This is a genomic window from Lentzea kentuckyensis (assembly GCF_002150765.1).
Classification (GTDB): Bacteria; Actinomycetota; Actinomycetes; order Mycobacteriales; family Pseudonocardiaceae; genus Lentzea; species Lentzea kentuckyensis.
Genome location: NZ_MUYM01000003.1, coordinates 91,715 through 117,203, shown reverse-complemented (window position 1 = coordinate 117,203; position 25,489 = coordinate 91,715). Strand labels below are relative to the sequence as shown.

General features: G+C 68.6%; 11 protein-coding genes. 7 read left to right on the top strand and 4 right to left on the bottom strand.

Annotation, left to right across the window (positions count from 1 at the left end; all coding sequences use genetic code 11):
* Positions 1-6: 6 nt before the first annotated feature.
* Positions 7-519, bottom strand: a complete 513-nt coding sequence (locus B0F77_RS02265) for a hypothetical protein (RefSeq protein ID WP_143466529.1) — start codon at positions 517-519, stop codon at positions 7-9.
* Positions 516-10,262 carry a polymorphic toxin-type HINT domain-containing protein gene (locus tag B0F77_RS02260; RefSeq protein WP_086661059.1) on the bottom strand — a complete coding sequence of 3,249 codons (9,747 nt, stop codon included), beginning with the start codon at positions 10,260-10,262 and terminating at the stop codon, positions 516-518. Before B0F77_RS02260 ends, B0F77_RS02265 begins: the two co-directional genes overlap by 4 nt.
* Before the next feature lie 263 nt (positions 10,263-10,525).
* Here B0F77_RS02260 and B0F77_RS02255 point away from each other — a divergent pair, with 263 nt between their 5' ends.
* Positions 10,526-13,294 (top strand): tachylectin-related carbohydrate-binding protein, encoded by a 2,769-nt coding sequence (locus B0F77_RS02255; RefSeq protein ID WP_158102568.1) that lies wholly within the window; start codon positions 10,526-10,528, stop codon positions 13,292-13,294.
* Between the two features lie 79 nt (positions 13,295-13,373).
* Here B0F77_RS02255 and B0F77_RS02250 read toward each other — a convergent pair whose 3' ends face one another.
* Positions 13,374-13,877 carry a CAP domain-containing protein gene (locus tag B0F77_RS02250; protein WP_211293632.1) on the bottom strand — a complete coding sequence of 168 codons (504 nt, stop codon included), beginning with the start codon at positions 13,875-13,877 and terminating at the stop codon, positions 13,374-13,376.
* A gap of 176 nt (positions 13,878-14,053) precedes the next feature.
* Positions 14,054-15,853 (bottom strand): AfsR/SARP family transcriptional regulator, encoded by a 1,800-nt coding sequence (locus tag B0F77_RS02245; protein ID WP_086661056.1) that lies wholly within the window; start codon positions 15,851-15,853, stop codon positions 14,054-14,056.
* 301 nt (positions 15,854-16,154) lie between these two features.
* Between B0F77_RS02245 and B0F77_RS50470 the strand changes: the two genes are divergently transcribed.
* The 6 genes from B0F77_RS50470 (at position 16,155) to B0F77_RS02215 (ending at position 25,487) form a co-directional block, all read left to right on the top strand.
* Positions 16,155-17,975: a BTAD domain-containing putative transcriptional regulator gene (locus B0F77_RS50470; RefSeq protein WP_086661055.1), complete on the top strand. Its 1,821-nt coding sequence runs from the start codon at positions 16,155-16,157 to the stop codon at positions 17,973-17,975.
* 47 nt (positions 17,976-18,022) lie between these two features.
* Positions 18,023-19,426 carry a hypothetical protein gene (locus B0F77_RS02235; RefSeq protein WP_143466527.1) on the top strand — a complete coding sequence of 468 codons (1,404 nt, stop codon included), beginning with the start codon at positions 18,023-18,025 and terminating at the stop codon, positions 19,424-19,426.
* A 3-nt stretch (positions 19,427-19,429) separates the two neighbouring features.
* Complete coding sequence (locus tag B0F77_RS02230) at positions 19,430-19,852, top strand: FixH family protein (protein WP_086661053.1); 423 nt, start codon at positions 19,430-19,432, stop codon at positions 19,850-19,852.
* 77 nt (positions 19,853-19,929) lie between these two features.
* The gene (locus B0F77_RS02225) at positions 19,930-20,868 is read left to right on the top strand and encodes a TauD/TfdA family dioxygenase (RefSeq protein ID WP_086661052.1); all 939 of its coding nucleotides are present in this window, start codon (positions 19,930-19,932) and stop codon (positions 20,866-20,868) included.
* A 25-nt stretch (positions 20,869-20,893) separates the two neighbouring features.
* Positions 20,894-21,877 (top strand): TauD/TfdA family dioxygenase, encoded by a 984-nt coding sequence (locus tag B0F77_RS02220; protein ID WP_086661051.1) that lies wholly within the window; start codon positions 20,894-20,896, stop codon positions 21,875-21,877.
* 49 nt (positions 21,878-21,926) lie between these two features.
* The gene (locus tag B0F77_RS02215) at positions 21,927-25,487 is read left to right on the top strand and encodes a non-ribosomal peptide synthetase (RefSeq protein ID WP_158102566.1); all 3,561 of its coding nucleotides are present in this window, start codon (positions 21,927-21,929) and stop codon (positions 25,485-25,487) included.
* The last annotated feature ends 2 nt before the right edge of the window (positions 25,488-25,489 follow it).

The following is a 25,489-nucleotide window of genomic DNA, read 5'->3' as shown; positions in this document are numbered from 1 at the left end:
TCTTCGTCACTCGTGCTTGTACCCGCCGGAGTGAATGTCATTGGGCAACCGGCGATCAGCCACGTTGCGCAGGTCCTCCAGGCGATCCTCGTCCTCCTCGAGCAGGTAGAGGATCTCGAACGCGTAGCCGGCCATGCCCGCGCTCCGTCCCGACAAGACTTCCGCGTAGAACACCCACAGCGCTTCCCGTGCCGCCGCGCGCATGGCCGGCATCAGGTCGCCCTCTCCTCGAGAGACGTTGTTGCCGACCAGACCCGTGACCAGCCAGTAGCACTCGAGCCGAGCGGCCCCCGGCGGATCACTCGCGATGATCGCCAGGAGCACCCTCAGAGCCGGCAGCGACACCTCCACCAGCACCTCGCCCGCAGGCAGCAGGTGCTCTGAAAGGTTCGTTGCCTTTCCTGCACCGGCCAGGTCAAGCAGATCTTCCTGGAGGTGCTGCGCCGAGCTGCCACAGCCACAGGTCATGGCAGCCCAGTCGTGGCGAAGGATCTCCAGTTCAACCAGGTCAGAACTCACCCAAGGCCTTTCCGCTGCCAGTTGCCGCCCCTCTCACCGTAGACCCCCGGGCCGAAGTTCGACGGCGGGTACTGCTCCTGGCACAGGTGGCACACAGGGCTGACGTTCCGGACGTACAGCCCCGCGTCGTTCCTCTTGAACTGGTAGGCGACCGTCATGACGACATTCCTCGCATCGCCTCCGAGCAGGTGCACGACATTGCCCTCCGCACAGTGCGAGACACCGCACGAGGCATTGCCGTTGAACCCTTGAAGGCTGCCTGACGTCGACAGCGCGATCGCACCGTCCGAGCGCCTGACACCAGCGACGTACGAACGCTGCTTTCCTCCGCCTGGATGACTGATTCCGAAGCTCTTCAGCCAGCCCGTGGCCTCCCAGAGCCGCGAAGTCAGGTCGCGATCGGCATCCCAGTCAGCCGGTCCCGCACCCATCTCGCGAGGCGCGGCCTTGCCACCCTCCGGCCCCTTGGGCACCGGGTTGATCGGGCAGCCCTGGCCGAGCAGCGGGTAGTGGTCCGCGTCGCTGTTGTGAGTGAGCAGGCTTACCGCACCCGCAGCCACGAAGTACGTGTGCAGGCCGTCAACGGTCAGGTTGTAGACGCGGCGTGCGTCCGAGAACGAACGCGTGCCCGTGACCGTCGCCGGTCGGCCGTCCGCCGTGGTGAAGGTGTAGCCCGGCTTCAGGTCCTCGGCGTGGATCCACTTGTTCTCGCTGTCGACCCAGAACGGGTGTTCGTCGGTGGCGACGAGGGAGCCGTTGCCGGAGTCCGCGGACACCGTGATCTCGTAAAGCTTCCGGTCAGCGACGTGCGAGCGGACGTCGGTGACCGTCTTGGCCGCCGCGATGCCAGTGGTCGGGTCGGTCGCCATGACGACGTCCCCGATCGACATGGATGCGATCGGCTTGCGCTTACCGGAAGCCAGCAGCACCAGGGTCTCGCCGGAGAAGCTGTTGGAGTCGTAGGAGGTTCGGCAACCCGCACCACCTGACGCCTCCTGCTTGGCCTCCTTGCCCTTGTCGCCGGTCCGTTTCTTCTTACGACCGCCGCCGGCCAGGTCGAGGATGTCCTCGGCGTAAGGGACGCCCATCGTGGCGAGGGTTTCCGCGACCTGGGCCTGGGCCGCTTCCTTCACGACCTCCTTGCCCACGCCCAGGATGGCGGTCTTGATCGTCTCGTAGACCTTGTTGAGGTCCTGGACGTTCGTGACCGCGGTCTGGACGATGCGGGCCGGTGCGTTCGGCATCGCCGAGATGATGTTCTTGGCGTTGGCGATGCGCGGCTTCAGCGCCGCCTTGAGCGTGGGGATCGGGTTGGACTTCACGGCCCGAGCCACAGCTGCCTTCGCCGCCACCGTGCGACGTACCGCTGCCTGGTAGGCCGCTGCTGCCGCCGCGGCCCGTTTGGCGGCGGCCTCGGCCGCCAGCTTTCTCGGGTCTGGCAAGGACTTCGACGCGTTGGGCGTGTCGACCTTCTTCATCGGCATGCCGTCCGGGCCCTTGCCCGCGTTCGGGCCGTCCGGGCGCCTCGGGTGCGGTGCGTCCGGGGTGCGCGGGGTCGGGACGTTGTCGCCACGACGCACGGCGTCGAGGCCGCGGTTGCCCCACTTCGCCGCCGTCGCGCCCCAGCCGCCGAACGGGATCATGCCCGCCGCCGAGAGGGCCGCGTCGGTGTAGTTGCCCTCGGCGAGGTACCAGACGGCGTTGATACCGTCCGCGATCTCGCCGAGGCCCGGCACCAGGCCGGCGACGTCCAGAGCGGTGTGGCCGACGGTGGAGATGTTGTCGCCCACCCAGGACACGGCGTCGCTGAACCAGTTGTGGCCGTTGGGGTCGAAGCCGTTGACCGGCGAGCCGACGCCGTAGGCGTAGCGGTTGAAGCCGCCGGAGCCCGGGCCGCCCTGGTCGACGGAGTCACGCGAGACGAACGCACCGGACGAGGGTTCGTACCAGCGGGCGCCCATGTTGACGTGGCCGCTGTCCGGGTCGGTCCAGTCGCCCTGGAAGCCGACCGCGCGCTTCGCACCAGACGAAGCGGTGACCTTGCCCCACGGGTCGTACGCCGCCGAGTCCTTCAACGTCGCGGCCGACGCGTCGAGGCCGCCGACCACGTCGCCGTGCTTGTCGGACAACAACAAGCGCTTGTCGGCGCCCGAGGACAGGGACAGCAGCTCGCCGCCCACGCCGCGGCCGAACACGGTGTCGGAGTCCGAGACCGGGTCCTGGTCGGGGCCCGAGTACTTGAACACCTTGGAACCGCGGCTGACCGCACGGTCGAGACCGTCGTACGTGTACGTGGCGGAGCCGACCTTGACCAGGCGGTCGAAGGCGTCGAACTCGAACTTCTCCTCGAAGCCCGAAGAGGTGCGGGATTCGCGGGTGCCACGCGCCGAGTACTTGTAGGTGTAGTCCCCGTCCGAGAGAACGCGGTTGCGTTCGTCGAAGGTCGAGGTCTTGGCGCCGTTGCGGATGCGGTTGCCGGACTTGTCCCAGCCGTACTCGGTCGTGACCCCGCCGGAGGTCCACGACGTCATCCGGCCGAGGTCGTCGTAGCCGTAGGTCTGCTCACCCGCACCGGCCGTGCCGGCGGTGGTCTTCTTCTTCAGCCGGTCCGCGAGGTCGTACTCGTAGCCGACGGAGGCGAGGACCGCTCCGGTCGAGTTCTTCGTGACGTCCGAGGTCTCGCGACCCAGGTCGTCGTAGCCGAAGGTGCGAACCCGGCCTGCGCCGTAGTTCATCGTCTCGACCATGCCCGCGGCGTTGTAGCCGAACGCGACGAGCGCGCCGGACACACCGTCCTGGGCGGAGTTCAACCGGCCGTTGACGTAGCTGAACGACGACGTGCCCGCCGCGTCGGTGCGGGTCGTCAGGCGACCGGCCTCGTCGTAGCCGAACGAGGCGTCGCCGGACGGGCCGGTGGCCGAGGTCAGCAGACCGCGGGTGTTGTAGGAGTAGGTGTTGCTGCCACCCGGTGCCGACACCGACGTCGGCCGGCCCACCAGGTCGTAGCTGACCTGACGCTCCGAAGTGGACGCTGCCGCTCCCGCGCCGGTCTCCTTGCGCAGACGGCCGAGGCCGTCGTACTCACGAGTCCGGGTCACACCACCAGGAGCCGTCATGACGGTCGGCTTGCCGGTGGCGTCGTACGCCGTCGTGAAGGTGCGGTCGGCGGCGTTCGGGTGGGTCGCCGTCGACGGTTCGATGACCGACTCCGGCTTGCCCAGTGCGTTGTAGGTGTAGAAGGTCGCGTTGCCGCGGCCGTCCGTCACACGGGTGCGACGCCCGGAAGTGTCGTAGCCGTAGGACGTGGTGATGGACTCGGTGGCCGACACCGGTTCTTCCAGCGTGGTGCGCTGGCCGAGGGCGTCGTAGGTGCTCTTCGTGACCTTGCCCAGGGGGTCGGTCGCCGTGAGCATGTTGCCCGCGATGTCGTAGGTGTACTTCGCGGAACGCAGGATCTGACCGTTGGGGGCCAGGTTGACGTCCTGGACGTTGTTGCCCGCCTGGTCCAGCTTGCGGTAGGAGGCACGGCCCTGGGCGTCGCGGGTGTAGACCTGGTTGCCGAACGAGTCGTAGCCCAGTTGGGCCACCACGCCTGCCGGGTCGGTCACGCTGGTCTTCTGGCCCAGCGTGTCGTAGCCGAAGCGGGTGACGTCGTTCTTCGGCGACGTGACGGTTTCCAGGTTGCCCTTGGCGTCGTAGGTCAGCTTGGTCTCGAACGCCGCCGGCTGGGGCTTGGTCTCCAGCACGCTCTGGGTCACCGGGCGACCGAACTGGTCGTAGGTGCTCAGCGTCGTGCCGCCGGTCGGGTCCTCTGTGGACAGCAGGTCGCCGTTGTGGGTGTAGGAGTACCGCCACGACCCACCGGGGGTGGTGCGCGCGTCCGGGTCGGGGTCGCGCTTCTCGACCATGCGTCCGCGCTGGTCGTAGTACATCCAGATGGACGCGCCGGCCGGGTCGGTCGTCTTGACCGCGTGGCCCATCGCGTCGTACTCGACGGAGACGACACCCACGGTCGGCGTGGACGAGCCCGGTGCCTGGTACGACGGGGACTCGGTGCGCACGGAGCGGCCGGCCTTGTCGTAGGCGATCTTCATGACGCCACCGGCCGGGTTCCGGATCTCCGTGGCGTCACCGAAGGCGTTGTAGCCCGTGGTCGCCGTCGGCCTGGTGACCGAGGGCGCCTTGCCGTACTCCTCGGTCGTGACCGGCGGAGAGATGGAGGAGGTGGTGCGGCCGCGTTCGTCGTACTTGTACTCCGTGGTGTGGTCGGCTTCGACGGCGCCGGAAACGTTGCCCCGCGGGGCGATCACGGAGGTGACGAGGTCACGCTGGTCGTACTTCTTGCGCGTGATGATCAGGCCGTTGCCGCCGCCGCGCAACGTTTCCTTGGTCTGGCGTCCGTAGGCGTCGTACTCGAAGTCGACGATCTCGCTGAACGACGCGGTGAACTGACCGCTGTTGGAGTGCGCTCCGGACCTGACGACCTGCGTGATGTTGCCGCTCAGGTCGTAGGTGTAGTCGATGCGACGGCGCAGCGTGTCCGGTTCCTGGATGGTCGACTTCAGGCGACCCGTCGCGTCGACCTCGTGCGCGACGACCTTGCCGCCCATGCCGATCTGGCGGGTCAGGTTGCCCGCGGCGTCGTAGGTGTTCTGCTGGATCGGGATCGACGGCGTGCCGATCTTGCTGTCCGCCTTGGCCCTGATCTCCTTGACCAGGCCGTCGGCGTAGTAGGAGTACTCGGTACGTCGACCCATCGCGTCGACCTGCACGGCCAGCTTGCCGGTGTGGTCGTACTGGTTCGACTCCAGCACCAGGTCCGGCAGCGGTTCGTCCGGGTCCAGCGGCTCGAACCCGGTGGCACCAGGGGTGATCGCCTTGCCGTGGTAGCCGGACAGGCGGACCTGCGCGATCTTGTTGCGGGCGGTGTAGGTGTAGCTGGTCTTGGCGCCGTTGGCGTCGATCGCCCAGGTGCGGTTGCCGAACACGTCGTAGCCGAACGAGGCTTCGTTGCCCTCCGGGCCGACGGTCTTGACCATGCGGCCGAACTCGTCGAACTCGAACGTCGACCGGCGCGGGTTGCCCGAATCCGCGGAGTCCACGAGCTCGGCGACGGTGGTGTTGCCGTCCGCGTCGTACTCGGTCTTCGCGGTCTCGACGTGGGTCTGGCCGGTGACCGCGTTCTTGGTGGCCGGGTAGGTCACCTCGGTGACGCGGCCGAGCTTGTCGTACTTGTACGACGTGGTCGCGCCCTGCGGCACCGCGTCGGAGTACTCCGTCGCGGTCTTCTTGCGCCCCAGCACGTCGTAGGTGAACACCGTGCGCAGACCGGACGGCGACTTCGTCTCCGCCAGATCACCGTTGGCGTAGTAGGTGTTCACCGTCGTCGCACCACGCGGATCCGAGGTCGACTTCAACAGCCGGGCCGGTTCCTTCGCCGTGGTGCTGCCGTAGGCGTTGGAGGTGCCGTCGGTGTAGCGGTGGAACGTCGACCCGCCGTCCGGGTTCGTTTCCTGTTCCAGGTCACCGAAATCGGTGTAGCGCGACGCCGTCAGGTAGGTGTTGTCGGCCGGACCGGACGAGCGGGCGTCCCGCGTCTCGAGGAGCTTGTCCGTGCGCGGGTCCGTGGGATCCGCGGTCGGCGCCTGGTAGGTGTAGTAGGTGGTCTGGCAGTTGTTCTCCTCGCGGCAGCTGACCTTGCGGATCAGGTTGCCGCGGTCGTCGTGGACGAGGGTGGCGGAGTTGCCGATCTCGTCCCGGACGGTCTGCTGGAACCCGGACTCGTCGTAACCGAAGAGCCGGACACCCAACGCCACCACGAGACCGTCACATTGGGCGATGCCGTCCGCGTTGGTGGTGCAGTCACGGCCGATCATGTCCTCCGGACGCACGGTCGCGCCGATCGGCGTGACCTGCCGCAGGATCCGGCCCTTCAGTCCGTCGAAGTCGTAGTACTGCGGACGGCCGCCCGGATCCACCACCCGCACCGAACGGATGATGTTCTCCTCGTTGCCACCGACCGTGGGCACACCGAGCTGCCAGCGGCCGCCGTCGCTGTCGACGTACTCGCGCATCCGGTCGTGCACCGCGTCGTAGCTGATCCGCGCCGCCGTGCGGGTCAGGCTCGGCAACGACACCTCGGTGATCTGGTCACCGGCGGCCTGTGCGGCGTAGTGCGTCGCGACCTGGCTCAGCCCGAGCGGACGGGCGTAGAACGCGACCTCGTCGACGAAGCCGGAGAAGTTCGTGCGCCCAGAGGAGATCCCGGGGTACGTGCCAGTGGTGTTCGCCGAACCCACCTGCGCGAACTGCAGCAGCGCGTGGTCGATCGGGCCCGTGCGGGTACCGACCTGCTTGCCGTCCAGGAACAACGTCTGGCTGGCGACCGAGCCGGACAGGACGACGTGGTGCCAGTTGTTGTCGGTCACCGTCCCGGTCGAGGTGATCGGGTCGATCGCGCCGTGCCAGAACTGGCCACGCACCTTGCCGTCCGAGCCCACGTACAGCATCGGCACGCCGCGGCCGGGCATCTCACCGACAGCCTTGTCCTGATAGCCCACCAGCGGGCCGGCCGAGGTGGTCTTGAACCACAGCTCGACCGCCAGATCACGGTGCTTGTTGACGGACTTCTCCGGCAACGCGACGTGGCTGCCGTCGCCCAGGCGCACCGCCCGGTCGTCACTGCTGTTCAGGGCGCCGGTCTGCTGGCGGTTGTTGTCCGCGACACCCGTGAACTTCGCGGTGTCCTTGCCCAGCTTCACGCTGATCTGGCTGCCCGCGCTCTCCCCGGTCGCCTCGCCGAGGCGCCAGTAGGAGTCGGGACGGGAGTCCAGGATCGTGCTGCGGTAGTGCGAGCCCTTCTCGTAGTTGTAACGGGTGCACTTCCCCGTCGGGTCGCACACCTCTCGCAACTGGTCGGCGTCGTAGACGTACTTCCATTCGAGCGCGGCACCGTCGACCTGCTCGGTGCGCACGTACTCCACGTGCGTCTTCGCCGCGTTCCACGTGAAGAACAGCGAACGGTTGCTGGTCCGGCTCACCGCCTTCGACAGCTGCCCGCCGGTGTACTCGAGCTCCACCAACCGACCGGCACTGTCCTTGATGGACATCAGGCTGCCGTCGTTGCCGAAGCCGTAGACCGTGCGGTCCTTGTCGACCAGCTGCCAGTCCGACGCACCGCGGATCAGCGTCGCGGCACGACCGGGCGGCGGGGTGAAGGTGTTGTCGGGGTTCTTGCCGAACCGGACCTGCTGGCCGTCCGGGTAGGTGAGCACCACGTTGCCGGAACCGTCGTCGTCCGGCACGACCCGCATGTCGTAGCGGGTCGTCCATCCGCTGCCGAACGTCAGCTTCGCCCGCGGGTCGAGGCTGTTGTACGTGCGGGCGACGTTGAGTTCTGGGCCTGCGGTCGCGGCGGCCGCGTCGATCGCCGCGGTCGTGTAGTTACCGGCGATCGGGTCGAAACCCAGCCCGTTGCCGGTGTAGGGGGCGTTGCCCATCCGGGAGGTGATCTCCGGCTGCGGCACCGACGTGATCAGCGCCGAGAACCCCAGCGCCTCGCTCTCCGACGTGCCGTCGTGGACGTACGCACGCCAGTAGTACACCCGGTCCCAGCGCAGCTTGTTCTCCGGCACCGTCCAGTACACCGGCGCGACGTACCCGGAGTCGAAACACGCGACCGGGTTACCGGCCTCGTCCTTCTCACAGATCTGGAACTTGTAGTTCAAGTTGTCGTTCTCGTGGTCCTCGCCCTTGGCCCACAACTGCGGCCGCAGCGTCTCCACGCTCTGCCCCGCCGGCGGGTACTGCTCGGTCACCACGGGCGGAACGTTGAAGACCTCCAACGTCACCCGCGCCGGCGCCACCTGCTCGTCGGTGAACGTCGTCGTCCCGTGCCGCATCGTGAAATCGAAGATGTACCGGCCGTACGGCAACTTCCCGATGGTGGCGTCGAGCGTCACCTCACCACCGACCGGCACGGTGCCGGGAAGACCGGCGGCGCGGTTGATCGCGACCAGCGCCTGCGTGTCGGCGTTGAAAACCTTGTACGCCAGGTCGTAGTTGCCGGGATCCCAGGCGTTGGCGCCGTTGTTGCGCACCCACACCTTGATCTTGCCGTCCTGCTGACTGGTCAACGGCGGCGCCGGAATCGGCTGGTCGATCCGGTACTGGGCGTTGTACGGGCTGTGCGTCACGTACAGCTTGGGCGGGTTCGCCGTCCCGATACCGACGATCTTCTTCCACTGGCTGCCGCTGCCCTGGTTACCGGCCTGCAACGCGAACCCGTTGTTCGCACCACCGTTGGCCCACCCCTGCACCAGCGGCACCGCGCTGTCGAGGTAGAGCAGTTCCGGAGCGGCCGGACACGCCGAACGCGTCTGCCCCACCGACATGAACCCGTGCGAGAAAACGCCGCCGCCAACCGGGCCACCCAGCGACGGACCGGCGTTGCCGCCCGACGTCCAGTCACCCGCGACCGACTTCACCACGATCGGCTGGGGCGCACACGTCGTCGAGTCGTAGTTCACCAGCTGCATCGACGCGCTGAAGATCACGTGGTTGCGCAGCACGGAACCGACCGACGGGAACCTCACCAGCGCGGTGTGACCGTTGCCGACGATGAGGTCGCTGGGGTTGGTGATCGGCGAGGCACCCGGCCGGATCTGCCGCGCCTCCGCCTTGCCCTCGAACACCGTCGGGTCGACGACGACCGGGTACACGCGGGCCGGGTCGTCCAGCCACGCCGCGTCCAGCGACATCCGCAGGTTGCGGCCGTTGTCGGTGATCTCGTACCGCACGCCGTAGGACTGAGCCGGAGCGGCGTCCTGCGTGCGCGACGCGGAGTCGGTCATGAAGCCCGGCGGGATGCTCAGCCGCTCACGGCCGCTGCCGTCGCTGAGGACGACCGAGCCCTCGACGACCTTCGCGGTCAAGCCCTTGAGCCGCAACGGGAAGTTCCACACCCGAGCCGCTGCCCGATCGTGCAGGACGAGAACTTCCTTGGCACCGCCCGGAACCGACTCGACCTTCAGGTCCGTGTGGTCGGCGACACCGGCGTACGTCACCGTCGTACCGCTCTGCACACCCGCGGTGCCGCGCGCGCCACCGAGTCCGTAGCCGAACTCGTGCGCGTCGTCGAGCTTGATCGTCACCAGGTCGGGAGCATCGGCTCGACCGGCCAGGTTCAGCCCGACCCCGTCGGCCTTGTTGCGCCACCGGCCGTTCTCCGGCACCAGCGAGGGGTCGATCGGCGCCCAGCTGCCGTCCGGTTTCCGGTAGTTGACGGCCGACTCGCTGAACTCCGTGGTCAGCGTGCCGTCGGCGTTGCGGTACGTCGTCTCGTTTCGCGACCGTTCGTTCGGGACACTCGTCTTCGCGTCGAACCCGGTCCGGTTGGTCGGCCCCTGCGCGACCGAGGCCACGTTGCGCGCCCCGTCACCCGGCTTCTGGAACTTCGGGCGCGCGTGCTTCGACTGCTCCGACTCCGGCATCCCGAGGTTGCCTTCGCGGCTGTCCACTTCGGAGGGCAGGCCGTCAGCGGTACCCGCGTCCTGGGTGGAGGCCAGGCCGCGAGCCTTCTCGAGCTGCTCCGCCAACTCCCTGGCGCCACCGTCGAACCACGGCATCAGCGCGGTGAATCCAGGCCCCGCCACGCCGATGACGAGCGTGACCGTCAGCAACAACCCCAGCAGGGGCACGAGGTATTTGGGCGCGCGAAAACGCCCGGCTCTCCGGCCGGCCATATTTGATCTTCCCCCAGGCAGTAGGCCCGAACGTACAGGCGGAGCGCAGCATAAAGTCCTAAACGCCGACTTCACAAGACATGTGCGGCTGGTCACTTTGTGTAACGAAACCGAACTTTGTCGGGTTCACCCGCAGACATTCCGTTCCGGCGAAAACGTCTGGTACAAACCGTTCGTCAGCATCCTCTGGGGGATGTCAGCTACTACCGGACGCGCGCACAGCGCGGGCTCAGGCGTGTCCGGATGTTGGGGGGCTACCAGCCATGAAAAGACCCTCGCGCCGGCCGTTGAGACGCCTGGCGCAGATCTCGCTCGCCGCGATCATCGGGATCGTCGGCCTGCCGGTCCTGTCCAGTGGCGGCAACGTCGCCAACGCGGTCGAGTCGATCCAGTGCAAGACCGAGGGGAACGTGTTCGTCAGCATCACGAACTCCCCGGTGTTCCGCCTGCGCAAGCAGCAGACCCCAGCGGACGGCTACAACCAGTGGACCGCCGACAGCCACGTCGGCAACGGCTGGGACCACCGCTTCATCAGCGGCCCCAACGGTTATCTCTGGTTCCCCACCAACAACGGTGAACTGCGCAGGCACCAGTGGATCGAGGGTGTCGGCTGGGCGAACAACGGCATCAGCGAACTGATCGCCACCGGCTGGGGCGGCTGGAACCTGCCCCAGTTCCGCTACCGGATCACGGTGGACAGCAACAACACGATCTACACCGTGGACGACAGCGGCAGTCTCAAGCAGCACAAGTACAACGAGACCACCAAGCAGATGTCCACAAAGGTCATCGAGGGCGGCTGGGGCAAGTACGACCAGGTCTTCGCGGCCGGCGACGGTGTGCTCTACGCCCGGGATCCCGCCGCGCTCCAAAACAAGGGCGTGCTCTACCGCTTCGTGTACGACGACGCCACCGGCACGTTCAAGCAGCACGCCAGGGACTGGGGCTGGGGCTGGAACGGCTACAAGCAGCTCACCTCGCCTGGCGGCGACATCGTCTACGGCACCTTCCCCGGTGGCGAGACCTGGTGGTACCGCTGGAACCCCGCGCGTGACGCACCTCAGAACAACGCGGGCGGCAACGAGAAGCAGAAGATCAGCACCTGGGGCGACGTCAACGAGATCGCGCCCGCGATCGACACCTGCAAGACGAGCGACTACTCGCCCGACGTGGTGTGCAAGCCCGGTGCGAACATGTGGGGCGTCACGTCCGACGGCGGCCTCTTCCAGCGTTCCTACCAGGAGGCCGCGACCGGCATCACCAGCTGGACCCTCGGCGCACGGATCGGCAACGGCTGGAACGGCCTGCGAATGATGGCCGGGGCGGACGGCTACAAGTACTACATCCGCCCTGACGGTGAAGTGCACCGGCACCGCTGGATCGACGGCGTCGGCTGGGACAACAACGGCATCAGCAAGCGGATCGCGACCGGGTGGACCGGCTGGGACGACCCCCGGTTCTTCAACCGGATCACGGTCGACAGCAACAACCACTTCTACAGCGTGGGCCACACCGGGCAGCTGGAGTTCAGCATCTACAACGATGCCGCGAACACCTGGACCCAGCAGATCATCGACGACGGCTGGGGCCGGTTCGACCAGGTCTTCGCCGCGGGTGACGGCGTGCTCTACGCACGCGATCCGAACATTCAGGACGGCACGCTCTACCGGTTCCACTACGACTGGAAGAACCGCCGCTGGATCGACTACGCGCGCAACGTCGGCTGGGGCTGGAAGGGCTACACGCAGATCCTGTCCCCTGGTGGTGACGTGATCATCGGGCGCGCCGGCCAGGACGTCTTCTGGTACCGCTTCGACAACACGAAGAAGGAGTTCACCAACAGCGGCGAGGGCTCCTGGAAGGAGTACATCGCCTGGTGGCAGGACCTGCAGGGCCTGATGATGGACGTCGACTCCTGCAAGCTGACGACTCCGGAGACGATCACCCCGCCGCAGACACCGGCTCCGTCGCTGGACAAGCCGGAGATGATCTACAACGCGCAGAAGCAGCGGTTCGAGATCGCCTACTCCGACGAGAACGGCACCCTGCGCAACCTCTACCAGCAGGTGTCGAACAGCGAGTTGCTCGCCGTCAACGCGTTGTCCAGCACCGGTTTCACCGGCCGCGCGACCATCGCGCAACGCGAGGACAACAAGATCGTCGTGCAGGCACGCGGCACCAACGCCCAGGTGAAGTCCTTCACCGAACCGACTTCCGTCATCCAGTGGACGCAGAAGGACGTCAACGGCGCGCTCAGCAGCTCGCCGACCCTGGTGCGCGGCACGAACAAGGTCCTCACCTCGTTCGCCGTCGACGACAAGAACAAGCTGTGGTACTCCGAGCAGTTCGGGATCAACGGCGAGTTCAAGCCGTGGCGCAAGGCTGTCGCGGACCACGACTACAACATGACCGGTGACATGACGGTCGTCGCCTCCGGTGACGGCTTCGAGATCGCCTACGTCAACCCCACCGGCACGGTGGCGGTCAAGCGGTTCGTCAACGGTGAGCTCAAGCCGCAGCGCGTCGCCGCCGGCATCAAGGGCGCCGGTGCTCCGGCCGCGGTCGTGTTCGCCGACGGCAAGGTGCAGCTGGTCGCCCGCGACGCCGACAACAACAAGCTCTACACCCAGAAGGAAGGCGCGTCCGGCTTCACCGGCTGGACCGACATCAGCGGCGCGCTCACGTTCACCGGCACGCCGGAAGCGCTGCTGAACAAGTTCAACGTGGTGGAGATCGTCGCCCGCGACTCGAGCGGCAGCATTCACCGCGGCGGCCAGACCGCACCCGGCTCCACCACCTGGCGGGTCTGGGCGGACACGCTCATCACGTCACCGTTCGACGTGTCGTTCGCGGCCAGCAACACGAACGAGCAGCGGATCTTCGCCATCGACGGCAACGGCAACTACTACCTGATCGACTCTCCGCCCTACTCGTCGGACCAGTCGCAGGCCATGCCCGCCAACGCCGACAAGTCCGTGGAACTGTCCAGTAAGGACGCTCCCTCCACGGCGACCAAGCAGCGCATCGGGTAACACGCGCTGAGTTCCACCTGGAGAAGGGGCTGCTCACCAGGGCAGCCCCTTCTTTCCTTCGATCACACGTGGCGTCCCGTCAGCGGGTGCCGAAAGTCTGCACCCAGTAATGCCGCCACTGCGCGCCCTCATTGTGGGCGTATCCCACACCGATGGATTTGTACGAGCAGTTCAGCATGTTCTTTTTGTGCCCCGCGGAGTTCATCCAGCCGGTCACAACCTCACTCGGGCTCGGGTACCCGGCGGCGATGTTCTCGGCCTGACCGGTGTTTTTCGGATAGCCCGCGCGCTCGATCCGGTCGAACGGGCTGCTGCCGTCCTGCCCGGTGTGGCTGAAGTAGTTCTTCTCCGCCATGTCCGCGCTGTGCCCCTGCGCTGCCTGGTCCAAGGACTCGTGGCGCTTCAGCGCACCGCAGCCGGCCTTGGCGCGTTCGGCGTTGGTGAGCGCGACCACCTCTTCCCGGAAGTCCGGGGCTGCACTTGCCTGCGGTGCAACGCAGGCGAGCAGCGCAGTCGTGCACACCAATGCGGCTAATCGCGACAAAATATATCTCCTTGAACTTTCCACCATGGGACAGGTCAACGGAAAATGGTAATTACCGAGATTGGTGTCGATACCTCAGGAAGGAGCAATCGAAACCGCGCGAACGGCGGCAGGGCCACGACCATTGGACGGGCACGTTCGGCGGTTCCCAAGGAGCAGCACCTGCACGTACGGCCGGATGTCCCACGACACAACGCCACCGGCCGAGTGACCGGTCACCGCGAAGTCGCCAGAACGTCCTCGCGGTCGCCACGCGCGGCCTGCGCGGGCAGGTCGGCCTCCTGACAGCCCAGCTGTACGGCGTACGCGCGCAACAGTTCGGTGCAGCGGTAACGGCCCTCGGCGTGCTCGTCCACCAAGTGCACGTCCACCAGATCTTCCAGCAACCGCTCGGCCCGAGCGGCGGACAGGCCGGCCAGGGCCGCCATGCCCGCGGAGCCGAGGTCGGGCGCGGATGCCTGCCCCAGCAACCGGAACACGCGCTGCTGGTCGGCATTCAAAGTGCGGTAGGACAGGTCGAAGGCCGCGGCCACGCCGTGGTCCTCGGCCTCCAGTTCGGCCAGCCGGGTGCACGGATCGGCCAGACGCGCGGCCAGGTGTTCGACGCTCCACTGTGGACGGTGGCGCAGCCGGGCGGCGGCGATGCGCAGGGCCAGCGGCAGGTTGCCGCACAGGTGCACGACGTCGGAGACCGCGGTTGGTTCGGCGGTGGCGCGGTCGTCACCGAGCAGGCGGGCGAACAGGCAGTGGGCGTCGTTGTCGGGCAAGGGGTTCAGGGTGAGCAGGGCGGCGTCGTCCAGGCTGGTCAGCCGGCGGCGGCTGGTGATCAGGACGAGGTTGCCCTGCGGCACCGGCAGGAGTGGGCGAACCTGGGCGCCGCCCTCCACGTTGTCGAGCACCACCAGGAAACGGCGACCGTGTATGCGTTCCCGCCACAGCGCGGCGCGGTCGGCGTCCTCGACGGGGAGCCGGTCCTCTGGCACGCCGAGGGCGACCAGCAGTCGGCCCAGCACTTCGCTGGCGGTGCGCGCGCTGCGGCCCGGGGTGTGCGCGTGCAGGTCGAGGAACAGGCGGCCGTCCGGGTGCCTTGAGCAGAGTTGGTGCGCCAAAGTCAGCGCCAGCGCGGTCTTGCCGACGCCGGCCATGCCGTCCACCGCGATCAGCGGGCCGGCCTCGCGCAGGCGGGTCAGTTCGGCGCACCGGCCGGTGAACAGGGCGGGCAACGGTGGCAGATCGGCGCGCGGTGGTGTGGCGGTGATCGTGGTGGAGGCCGGGGCGAGTTCGGGGTCGCTGCTGAGGATGCGGTGGTGCAGTTGGTCGAGCGCGGGGCCGGGATCCAGGCCGAGTTCGCTCGCCAGGCCGAACCTGGTGCGACCAAAGCGCTCCAGCGCGTCCTGTTGGCGCCCGGCCCGGTACAGCGCGAGCATGTGTTGCCCCGCAAGGCGTTCGTCCAACGGATGCCGGGCGCTCTGTTCGGACAGCGAGGCGAGCAGGGCCTGATGGTCGCCGCAGCGCAGCCGGATGTCGTTGCGGTCCATTTCCGCGGTGAGCCGTTCGCGGTCCAGGCGTTCGCGCACCTCGGTCAGCCAGGGCTGGTTCAGGCCGCCGAACGGACGGCCGCGCCACAGCGCCAGCGCCTCGTCGAACAGGGCCAGCGCCTCGGGATCCGGTGCGGTGCGGGCAAGAGCGGTCAGGTCGCGGAAGTGGTGCAGGTCGACCGCCGCCGGGTCCACGGTGATCACGTAGCCGCCGGTCCGGCGGCCGATGGTCACCTCGGTGCCGACTTCGGCCAGCGCACGGCGAAGCCGGGACACGTAGCTGTAGAGCGTGCTGAGCGCGCGGTGCGGCCGCGTCTGCCCCCATACCCGGTCCAGCAGCAGTTCGCTCGGAACGGTGCGGTTGGCCTCGACCAACAACGCGACCAGCACGCTCCACTGCCTGGCGTGACCGAGGTCGAGATCCCCTCCACCGGCGCGTGCCCCCACGTCACCGAGCAGATGGAACTCCACCGACATCTTGCCCCCAAGTTGCCCATGACGTCCGTATTACCGCTATTACACAGACCCTCGTACCTGCGAATTCAAGGTCTGCGCAAGCTTGTTGAATGTTTCTTACGCCAGCGTAGCCCAACCGAGAGCGCAAAGTGTGTGGGTACTTCGCGAAGCATGCGCGAAACTGGACAGAAGGGACACAAGGCGACGTTTTGGTCAGGGGCCAAGACCAGCCTTTTAATACCAGTTACCAGTTCTTTCCACATCAGGTGATGCGGCCCACATCGGGCCAACTCGCCTGCACAGTGCCTGGGGGGCATCTACAGTGGAATTCCGGATCCTCGGACCGGTGAGCGTCTGGGACGGCTCGGCCGAGATCTCACTCGACGGCGCAAAACAGAGAACCGTTCTCGCCGCCCTGCTTCTTTCCAGCGGTCATGTGCTTTCTGATGACCGACTCACCGAATTGTTGTGGGGAGAAAATCCCCCGAAAACCGTGAACGCCCAGATCCACACCTACGTGTCGAGATTGCGAAAATATCTCGGCCACCGGGTGGACCTGGTCCGCAAAAGGCCCGGCTACCTGCTGCGGGACAACGGCGTGGCCTCCGACGTTAGCCAGTTCCGCACGCACGCCGCCATGGGCGCGCAAGCGCTGGAACGCGGTGAAGCGGAATCCGCGACGGCGGCACTGCGGGCCGCCCTGGGCTGCTGGCGCGGACCTGCGTTGGCCGGGGTGACCGAGTTCCTGCGCGGCGCGGAAGGCGTGCGCCTGGAGGAAGAACGGCTCGCCGCGCTGGAGAACCTGGCAGAGGCCGAACTCGCGCTGGGCCGGCACGAACGCCTGGTCTCGGAGCTGACCGGGCTGGTCACCGACCACCCGTTGCGGGAACGGTCGCGCGCTCAGTTGATGATCGCGCTGTTCCGCTGCGATCGGCAGGCGGACGCGCTGGCAGTGTTCGAGGACGGCCGGCGCATCCTGGCCGGTGAACTGGGTGTGGACCCCGGTTCCCTGCTGCGCCAGGCACAGCAGGACGTGCTCACGGGGGCGGCCGCGCTGCGCCAGGTCGCGTCCGCCGGGCCGGTGCCGCCGGCCATGCTGCCCGCCGACGTGCCCGAACTGGCCGGGCGGGATCCGCAGTTGCGACAGCTGCGGGACCTGCTGCGCACCAGCCCCGGCGAGGCCGGGCACCGCCGGGCGGTGGCACTGGTCCGCGGCATGCCGGGGTGTGGGAAGACCGCGCTCGCGGTGCGCGCCGCGCACGAGGCGCACGCGAACTTCCCGGACGGCCAGCTCTTCGTCGACCTCGGCGGTGACTCCGGCATCCCGGCTGAACCGGCCGAGGTGCTGCGGTGGTTCCTCACCGCGCTCGGCGCCACCTCCGAGCAGGTGCCGGACACGTTGTCCGAGCGGGTGAACCTGTACCGCAGCCTGATCGGCGACCGGCGAATCCTGGTGCTGCTGGACAACGCGGCCGGCTGGCAGCAGGTCCGGCCACTGTTGCCCGGCGGCCGCAACTGCCGGGTGGTGATCACCAGCCGCAGCGCCCCGGTGACCGCCGAGGTCGGCTGCGTGCTCGACCTCGGTCCACTGGACGCGGAGTCCGCGTTGGCGCTGTTCACCGCCGTGGTGGGCGAGGCGCGGGTGGCCGCGGAGGAGGTGGCCGCACGGCGGATCGCGGAGCTGTGCGGGCGGTTGCCGATGGCGGTGCGCATCGCTGCGGCCCGGCTGGTGGACAAACCGCACTGGCCGATCTCGGTGCTGGCCCGGCGACTGGAGGACGAACGTTCCCGGCTCGCCGAGTTGTGCCTGGGAGACATGGACGTCCGCACCAGCCTGGCCGGCAGCTACGCCCGGCTGTCGCAGGTCGCCCGGCGCGGACTGGTGCGGCTGAGCCTGCTGGAGACGCGGGAGTTCCCGGCCAGGGTGGCGGCGGCTGCCCTGAACGAACCGGTGGCCGAGGTGGAGGACCTGCTGGAGTCGCTGGTGGACGCGCGGATGACCGAGGCGGTCTCGGTGGACGCGACCGGGTGCGTGCACTACCGGTTCCACCCGCTGGTGCGGGCTTTCGCGCAGGAACGGCACCTCGGCGCGCAGCTGGCCGCGCCCAGGCGTGGGCTGTACCCGGCCCCGGCCGCGGTCTAGACCGGCGGATATAGCGGCGGTATATGGCCGGACCGGACTCTCACCGGGTGCGAACCGCGGGTGGGGTCCGGTCCTTCCGGCTGCCGATCATGTTGCTGCTGGTGGCGGTGATGGCCCTGTGCACCGCACAGGTCGCGGCCGCGCACGGCATCAGCAACACCGCGGACGTGCAGCTCGCGCAGTCGTTCGCGGGCAACGAACTCACCATCGTCTTGCGGCGCACCGAGACCGTGCCCGGTCCGTTGGTGGTCGACGTCGTGGCGCACGATCCGGTCCGTCCCGTGGAGATCTCGCTGGCCGCCACCGCGGTGGAAAGTCCTGATCCCACGCCGTACACCGGCTCGGTGAAGCTGGAGGACCGGCCTGGGGTCTACACGGCACGGCTGCGGGTCGACCGCGCCGGCCCGTGGGAACTCGAACTGCGTGCCGGCGACGAGCGCGCGGTGCTGCCGTTCCGGGTGATGGTGCCGACTTCGGCGTTGTGGGAGAAGGTTTCCTACTCCGGATTCGCCCTGGCCGGAGTGCTGCTCGCGCTGGCGTTGCTGGCCGCGGCCACCCGGCGGCGCAGCCTTGGTACGGCGGGTGGACTGGCCGCGGTGGTCACCCTGACCGTGGCGCTGACCGCGGCGTTGCTGTCCTCCTCGGTGCAACCGGCGTTGCCGGAGGGCGCGCCACCGACGATCCCGAACCGGCCGGAGGACGGGTTCGCCGCCGGCGGCCGGCCGTACCTCAACCAGACGCTGACCACCGGCCCCGCGCAACCGGTGGCAGGCCAGGAGTTCACCCTGACGCTGACGCTGACCGACGGCGCCACCGGGCGGCTCGCGGACGACCTGGTCTCGCACCACGCGGCCCTGGCGCACACCGTGATCACCAGTGCGGACTGCGGATTCTTCCGGCACCTGCACCCGGTTCGCCTGAGTCCAGGGGTGTTGCAGCTGCGGCTGACTGTGGACCGTCCCGGCCGCTACCTGGTGAACACCGAGCTGGAACGCGCCGACTCCGGCGGCCAGCTGGTCACCGGCAGCTTCCAGGTCACCGGCGAGGCACACCCCGAACCGCCTCCGCCACCGGACGACACCGAGACGGTGCTGCGGCTGAACCCCGGGAAACCCGTCGCTGGACAACCCACCGGCATCGAGCTGGAGGTGCGCGCGAACGGACGGCCGGTGCACGATCTGCAGCCCTGGCTGGGCATGGCCGGACATCTGGTGGTGCGCGACACCCGCAGCGACCTGTTCGGACACGTGCACGAGCAGGATTCCATGGCCGCGCAAAGTGTTCCGGGCGCACGGTTGCCGGACGACACGGTGGCCCAGTACGGTCCGGTGCTGCGCTTTGCCTACACTTTCCCCGCCGCCGGGCGTTATCCGGTGTGGATCCAGTACATGCGCGGCTTCCGGGTGCACACCGTGCCGCTGTTCATCGACGTGGCCCCCGAGGAGCGCTGAGCCTTGCCGCGCAAGAAGATCGTCACCATCGTCCTGGTGAGCGCACTGGCGGTGGCCGCTGTGGTGGTCGGTTACGTGGCGTTCTCCGCACCTGATCCGGCACGTCAACGACTGACCGCGAACTCGGCGAGCTACACCGTGGCGCTGCGCCTGCAGCGCTGGGCCACCGGCGACAACACAGTCGACGTCGAGGTCTTCCGGCGTGACCACGGACCGGTGGAGGTGGACCGGCTGGCGTTGGAAGCGGCGATGCCCCGAATGGGCCACGCCACTTCGCAGCTGAAAGCCGAAAGCGTTGGCCCTGGCCAATTTCACGCCACCGGTGAGTTGTTCCCGATGTCCGGAGTGTGGGAGCTCTCGGTGCGGCTGCACGGAAAAGAAGGCACGGAGCTGACGACGGTAACGGTGCCGGTGTCCGCCGGTTGAGCTATATCGAAGAAATATAGCCGTTCCCGGCACGGTGGTCGCACGACGAATCCGCCTGCCTGGAGGGAACGGCCACAATGGACAACCGGCACGAGTGGCGGCCGCTGGAGATCACCCCCGACTCGGTCGGGGCAGAGGCGAGCGCCGCGGGGCTGGCCGCCCACCTCGCCGGCGCGAGCGACCTGGACGCCCTCCTGATCAAGGAGAAGGGCTTGGTGTTCCGGGGTTTCCACGTCACCGAGGACACTCTCGGCGAGGTGATGGACCACCTGCTGCCCAACCGGCTCGCGTACGTGCACGGCAACTCCCCGCGCACCAAGGTCGGGAAGAACGTCTACACCTCGACCGAGTACCCGCCCGAGTACACGATCTCCATGCACAACGAGCTTTCCTACGCCCACCAGTGGCCGTCCCGGCTGCTGTTCTTCTGCGCGGTGGCCGCCGAGACCGGTGGCGCGACCCCGGTGGTGGACGCCCGGCTGTGGCTCGAGTCCCTCGACCCCGAGGTGCAGGAGGCCTTCTCCGGCGGCGTGCGCTACACCCAGAACCTGCACGACGGCTACGGCCTCGGCAAGAGCTGGATGGACACCTTCGAGACCGACGACAAGGCCGTCGTGGAGGAGTTCCTGGGCAACTCGGGCGCCACCTGGGAGTGGAAGCGCGGCAATCTCAAGGTTTCCCAGGTCCGGCCGGCCACGCTCAAGCACCCGGTGACCGGGGACGAGGTCTGGTTCAACCAGTCCGACCAGTGGCACCCGGCGACGCTCGGCGACGAGACCGCCGCGGAACTGGCGAAGGTGCTGCCCGTCGAGGACTTCCCGCAGTGGGTCTCCTTCGCCGACGGCACGCCCATCCCCGAGGAGTACGTGATCCAGGTCCGCGATCGCGGTCTGGAGGCGGCGGTGGACGTCGACTGGCGGGTCGGCGACCTGCTGCTGATCGACAACGTCCTGCTCGGGCACGGACGGCGGCCGTTCACCGGCAAGCGCCGTGTGCTCGTCGCGATGTCGGACTGACAACGAGAGAGGACACGGATCCGCGATGACCGAAGTGTTGACCGCACCAGCGGCGAGCGGGCTCAGCATCACGCTCACCGACCTGGAACGCGCGGAGTTCGGCGTGCTGGCCGAACAGCTGGCGAGCACCGCGCCCGGCCTGGTCGACGACCCCGCCTGGGTGGCGGCGGCCCGTCGCCTGGCCTGCCTGCTGCCCGCGCGCCTGCGGGAGACGGCGAGCCGGTTCCGGCACGACCCCGGCACCGACGGGGTGTTGCTGATCGGCAACCTGCCGATCGACACCTCGCTGCTGCCGCCCACGCCGAACGTGCCGGAGTCGGTGGAGCGCAACGCCACCCGCCCGGCCGCGGTGGCCGCGCTGCTCGCGTTGCTGCTGGGCGAGATCCTGGCTTACCGGCAGGAGAAGTCCGGCGCGCTGGTGCAGAACGTGGTGCCGGTGCCCGGTCGGGAGAGCTCCCAGAGCAACGCCGGCTCGGTGCCGTTGGAGATGCACGTGGAGAACGCCTTCCACCCGCACCGCCCGGACTTCGTCGGTCTGCTCTGCCTGCGCAACGACCACAGCGGCACCGCAGGCACCCTGGTCTCCTCGATCCGGCGCGCCCTGCCGCTGCTTCCGGCAGAGGTGGTCGAGGTGCTGGCCCGTCCCCGGTTCGTCACCGCGGCCCCGCCGTCCTTCCACTCGGACGCGGCCACCGAACCGCATCCGGTGCTCGGCGGCGACACCGCCGACCCGAACGTCGTGGTGGACTTCGCCGCCACCGAACCGCTGGACCCCGAGGGCCGGGCCGCGCTGGACGCGTTGCGTGACGCGCTGCTCGCGGTGTCGACCTCGCTGGTGCTGCAGTCCGGCGAGATGGCCTTCGTGGACAACCGGATCTCCCTGCACGGCCGCAGCGCGTTCGAACCTCGCTACGACGGCCAGGACCGCTGGCTGCACCGCACCTTCGTGCACCTGGACAACCGCCGCACCCGTGGGTACCGCCCCGGCAACGGCTACGTCCTGTCCTGACCCACTCCCCCGTCCGACCCCGTTCACCTCCAAGCCGCCAGGAGCACCCGTGTATCAGGATTCGCTTGCGCCCGAGGACGCCACCGTGGCCGTGCTCGACGAGTTCGGTTCGCCGGTGCCTCCGGGTGTGCTGGGCGAGCTGCACGTGAACGGGGTCGGCACCGGGGAGCTGGCCCGCTTCCGCAACGACGGCTCGGTGGAGCGGCTGGGTCCGGTGGAAGAGCCGGAACCCCTGCTGCTGCTGGACTCCGACCGTCCGGAGTACGTCGAGCCGCGCACGGACACCGAACGAGCGGTGGCCGCGGTGTGGGCGGATCTGCTGGACGCCACCGACATCGGCGCGGACGACGACTTCTTCCACCTGGGCGGCCACTCGTTGCTGCTGACCACCCTGGTGGAACGGCTGCGCGTGGTCACCGGGCGCGAGGTGCCGCTGGCGGAGCTGTACACCGCGACCACGGTGACGCGGCAGGCCGAGCTGGTGGACGCGGCGGCGGGCGAGCTATCGCCGATCGAGCCGGTGAGCCGCGAGCACGCGCTGCCGCTGTCGTTCGGGCAGCGCCGGGTGTGGTTCATGGCCGACCTGCACCCGGAGAGCGCGGAATGGGTGCTGCCACTGCACATCCGACTGCCCGGCGAGCTCTCCCCCAGTGTGGTGCGGGAGGCGTTGACGGTGCTGGAGGCCCGCCACGAGTCGCTGCGCACCCGTTACGTCACGGTGGACGGCGAGCCGCGGCAGATCGTCCGCGCACCGTCCACCGTGGAACTTCGGATGGTCGAGGCCCGGCTGGACGAGATCGAGGAACGCTTCCGCGAGCAGCTGGACGCCGGGTTCGACCTGGCCGAGGGCAGGTTGTGGCGGGCTCTGCTGCTGCGCGAGCCGGACGGCCGCCAGCAGCTGCTGATCACCGTCCACCACATCGCCGCGGACGGCTGGTCGGCCGCGGTGCTGGAGCAGGAGTTCCACCAGGTCTGCGCCGACCTGACCGCCGGACGCACCCCGTCGTTGCCCGAACTGGCGGTGCAGTACGCCGACTTCGCCACCTGGCAGCGCACCCACCGGGACAAGGACCGGCTGGGCGCACACCTCGACTTCTGGCAGCGGACGCTGGACGGCGCCACCCCGCTCGAGTTGTCCACCGACCACCAGCGCCCGGCCGAGCGGGACGCCCGCGGTGGCCTGGTGCCCTTCACCGTGCCCGCCCACGTCGCCGACCGGCTCACCGCGCTGGGCCGTGGCCAGGGCGCGACGCCGTTCATGACGGCGCTCGCCGCGTTCTGCACCCTGCTGGCCCGGCACAGCGGCCAGTGGGACGTCACCCTCGGCGTGCCGGTGGCTGGCCGCGACCGGCCGGAAACCGAGCCGATGGTGGGTTTCTTCCTCAACTCGCTGGTGCTGCGCTGCCAGCTGGACGCCGACGCGCCGTTCACCGAGGCGGTGGACGTGGTCCGCGACTCCGCCCGCGCGGCCTTCGCGCACCAGGACGTGTGCTTCGAGCACCTGGTCGAGCTGTTGCGGCCGGAGCGGGACCTCTCCCGCACGCCGCTGTACCAGGTGGCCTTCAACTTCGGTGACGAGCGCTACATCGGCGGTCTGCCCGACCGGTCCGACGGCGCGGCCTTCGTGCGGGCCCGGCGGGTGGCCAAGACCGACCTGACCCTGTACGTGCGCCCGGAGTCCGACGGCAGCTGGACCGGTGTGTTCGAGTACGCCACCGCGTTGTTCGAGCACGCCACGATCGAACGGCTGGCGGGACACTTCCAGCGCCTGATCGGCTCGGTCACCGCGGACCCGGCCCGCCGTTTGTCCACTGTGGATCTGCTGCCGGCCGGTGAGCGGGACGAACTGCTCGCCGGTGGGCCGGAGCGCGCGTTCCCGCAGACGTCGGTGCTGGACGAGTTCGAGGCGCGCGTGGCCGAGAACCCGTCGGCGATCGCACTGGTCTCCGGCGCGGAACAGGTCAGCTACGCCGAACTGGACGCGCGCGCCAACCGCCTGGCCCACCACCTGCGCTCGCTGGGTGCGGGTCCGGACGTGCTGGTCGGGGTGTGCCTGCCCCGCGGCGTCGACCTGGTGACCGCGATGCTGGCCGCGTGGAAGTCGGGATCCGCATATTTGCCAATGGATCCGGCGAATCCCGCCGAACGGATCGCACACACCGTCGCGGACAGTGCCGCACCGATCGTGATCACCACCAGCGACCAGTTCGACCTCACCGCCTACCCGGACACCGCTCCCGAACGCGCGCGCGACCTGGACCAGCTGGCCTACGTCATCTACACCTCCGGCTCCACCGGCCGTCCCAAGGGTGTCGCGATCACCCAGCGCGGCCTGGCCAACCACCTGCACTGGGCGGCCCAGGACCTGGTGCGCGGGCCTGGTGGCGCGCCGTTGTTCTCCTCGGTGGCGTTCGACCTGCCGGCCACCAACCTGTTCGTGCCGCTGATGACCGGCCGCACGACCCACCTCCTGCCCGACGACCTGGACCTGACCAAGCTCGGCAGCGCCCTGCTCGCCGGCGCGCCCTACAGCTTCATCAAGCTCACCCCTGGCCACCTGGATCTGCTGACGCATCAGCTCGACGCCGACCAGTCCCGTGCGCTCGCCGACGTCGTGCTGGTCGCCGGTGAGGCGCTGCCGCCCGCGACCGCCAACCACTGGCTCGAACTGCTCGGCCCGGACCGGTTGATCAACGAGTACGGCCCCACCGAGACCGCCATCGGCGCGACCACACACCCGATCACCGTGCCGCAACAGCGCAGTGTGCCGATCGGACAGCCGTTGCCGAACACCACGGCCTACGTGCTGGACGGCGACCTGCAGCCGGTGCCCGCCGGTGTGCCGGGTGAGTTGTACCTGGGCGGCACCGGTGTCGGCCGCGGTTACCTGGGTCGTCCCGGTCTGACCGCCGAGAAGTTCGTGCCGAACCCGTACGGCGTACCGGGTTCCCGGCTGTACCGGACCGGCGACGTGGCCCGCCGCCTGCCCGGTGGGGCGGTGGACTTCCTCGGCCGTGCCGACGACCAGGTCAAGATCCGCGGTTACCGGGTCGAGCTGGGTGAGGTGCGGGCCGCACTGCTGGCCCAGCCCTCGGTGCGGGACGCGGTGGTCCTGCTGCGCCCCACCGAAAGTGGCGAGAACGCGCTGACCGCCTACGTGGTCGGTGAGGCCGATGCCGACGAGCTGCGCACCCGGCTGCCGGAGTACATGGTGCCGGCGGTGTTCCAGTCGATCGACGCCATTCCGTTGACCGCCAACGGAAAGCTCGACCAACGCGCGTTGCCCGCCCCGGCCGCCGCGGCCGATGAGTTCGTGCCGCCGAGCACGCCCGCGGAAGAGGTCATCGCCTCGGTCTGGACCGAGGTCCTCGGCATCGAGCGGATCAGCGTGCACGACAGCTTCTTCGACCTGGGTGGCCACTCGGTGCTGGCCATCCGGATGACCGCGCGGTTGCAGGAGGAGTTCGACCTCGACCTGTCCGTGCGGACGGTCTTCGAACAACGCACCATCCACGGCCTCGCCGCGGCGGTGGAGGACGCCATCCGCGCCGAGATCGAGCAGCTCTCCGAGGCAGAGCTGCGGGACGCCATCACGACTGGGGAGCACTGAGC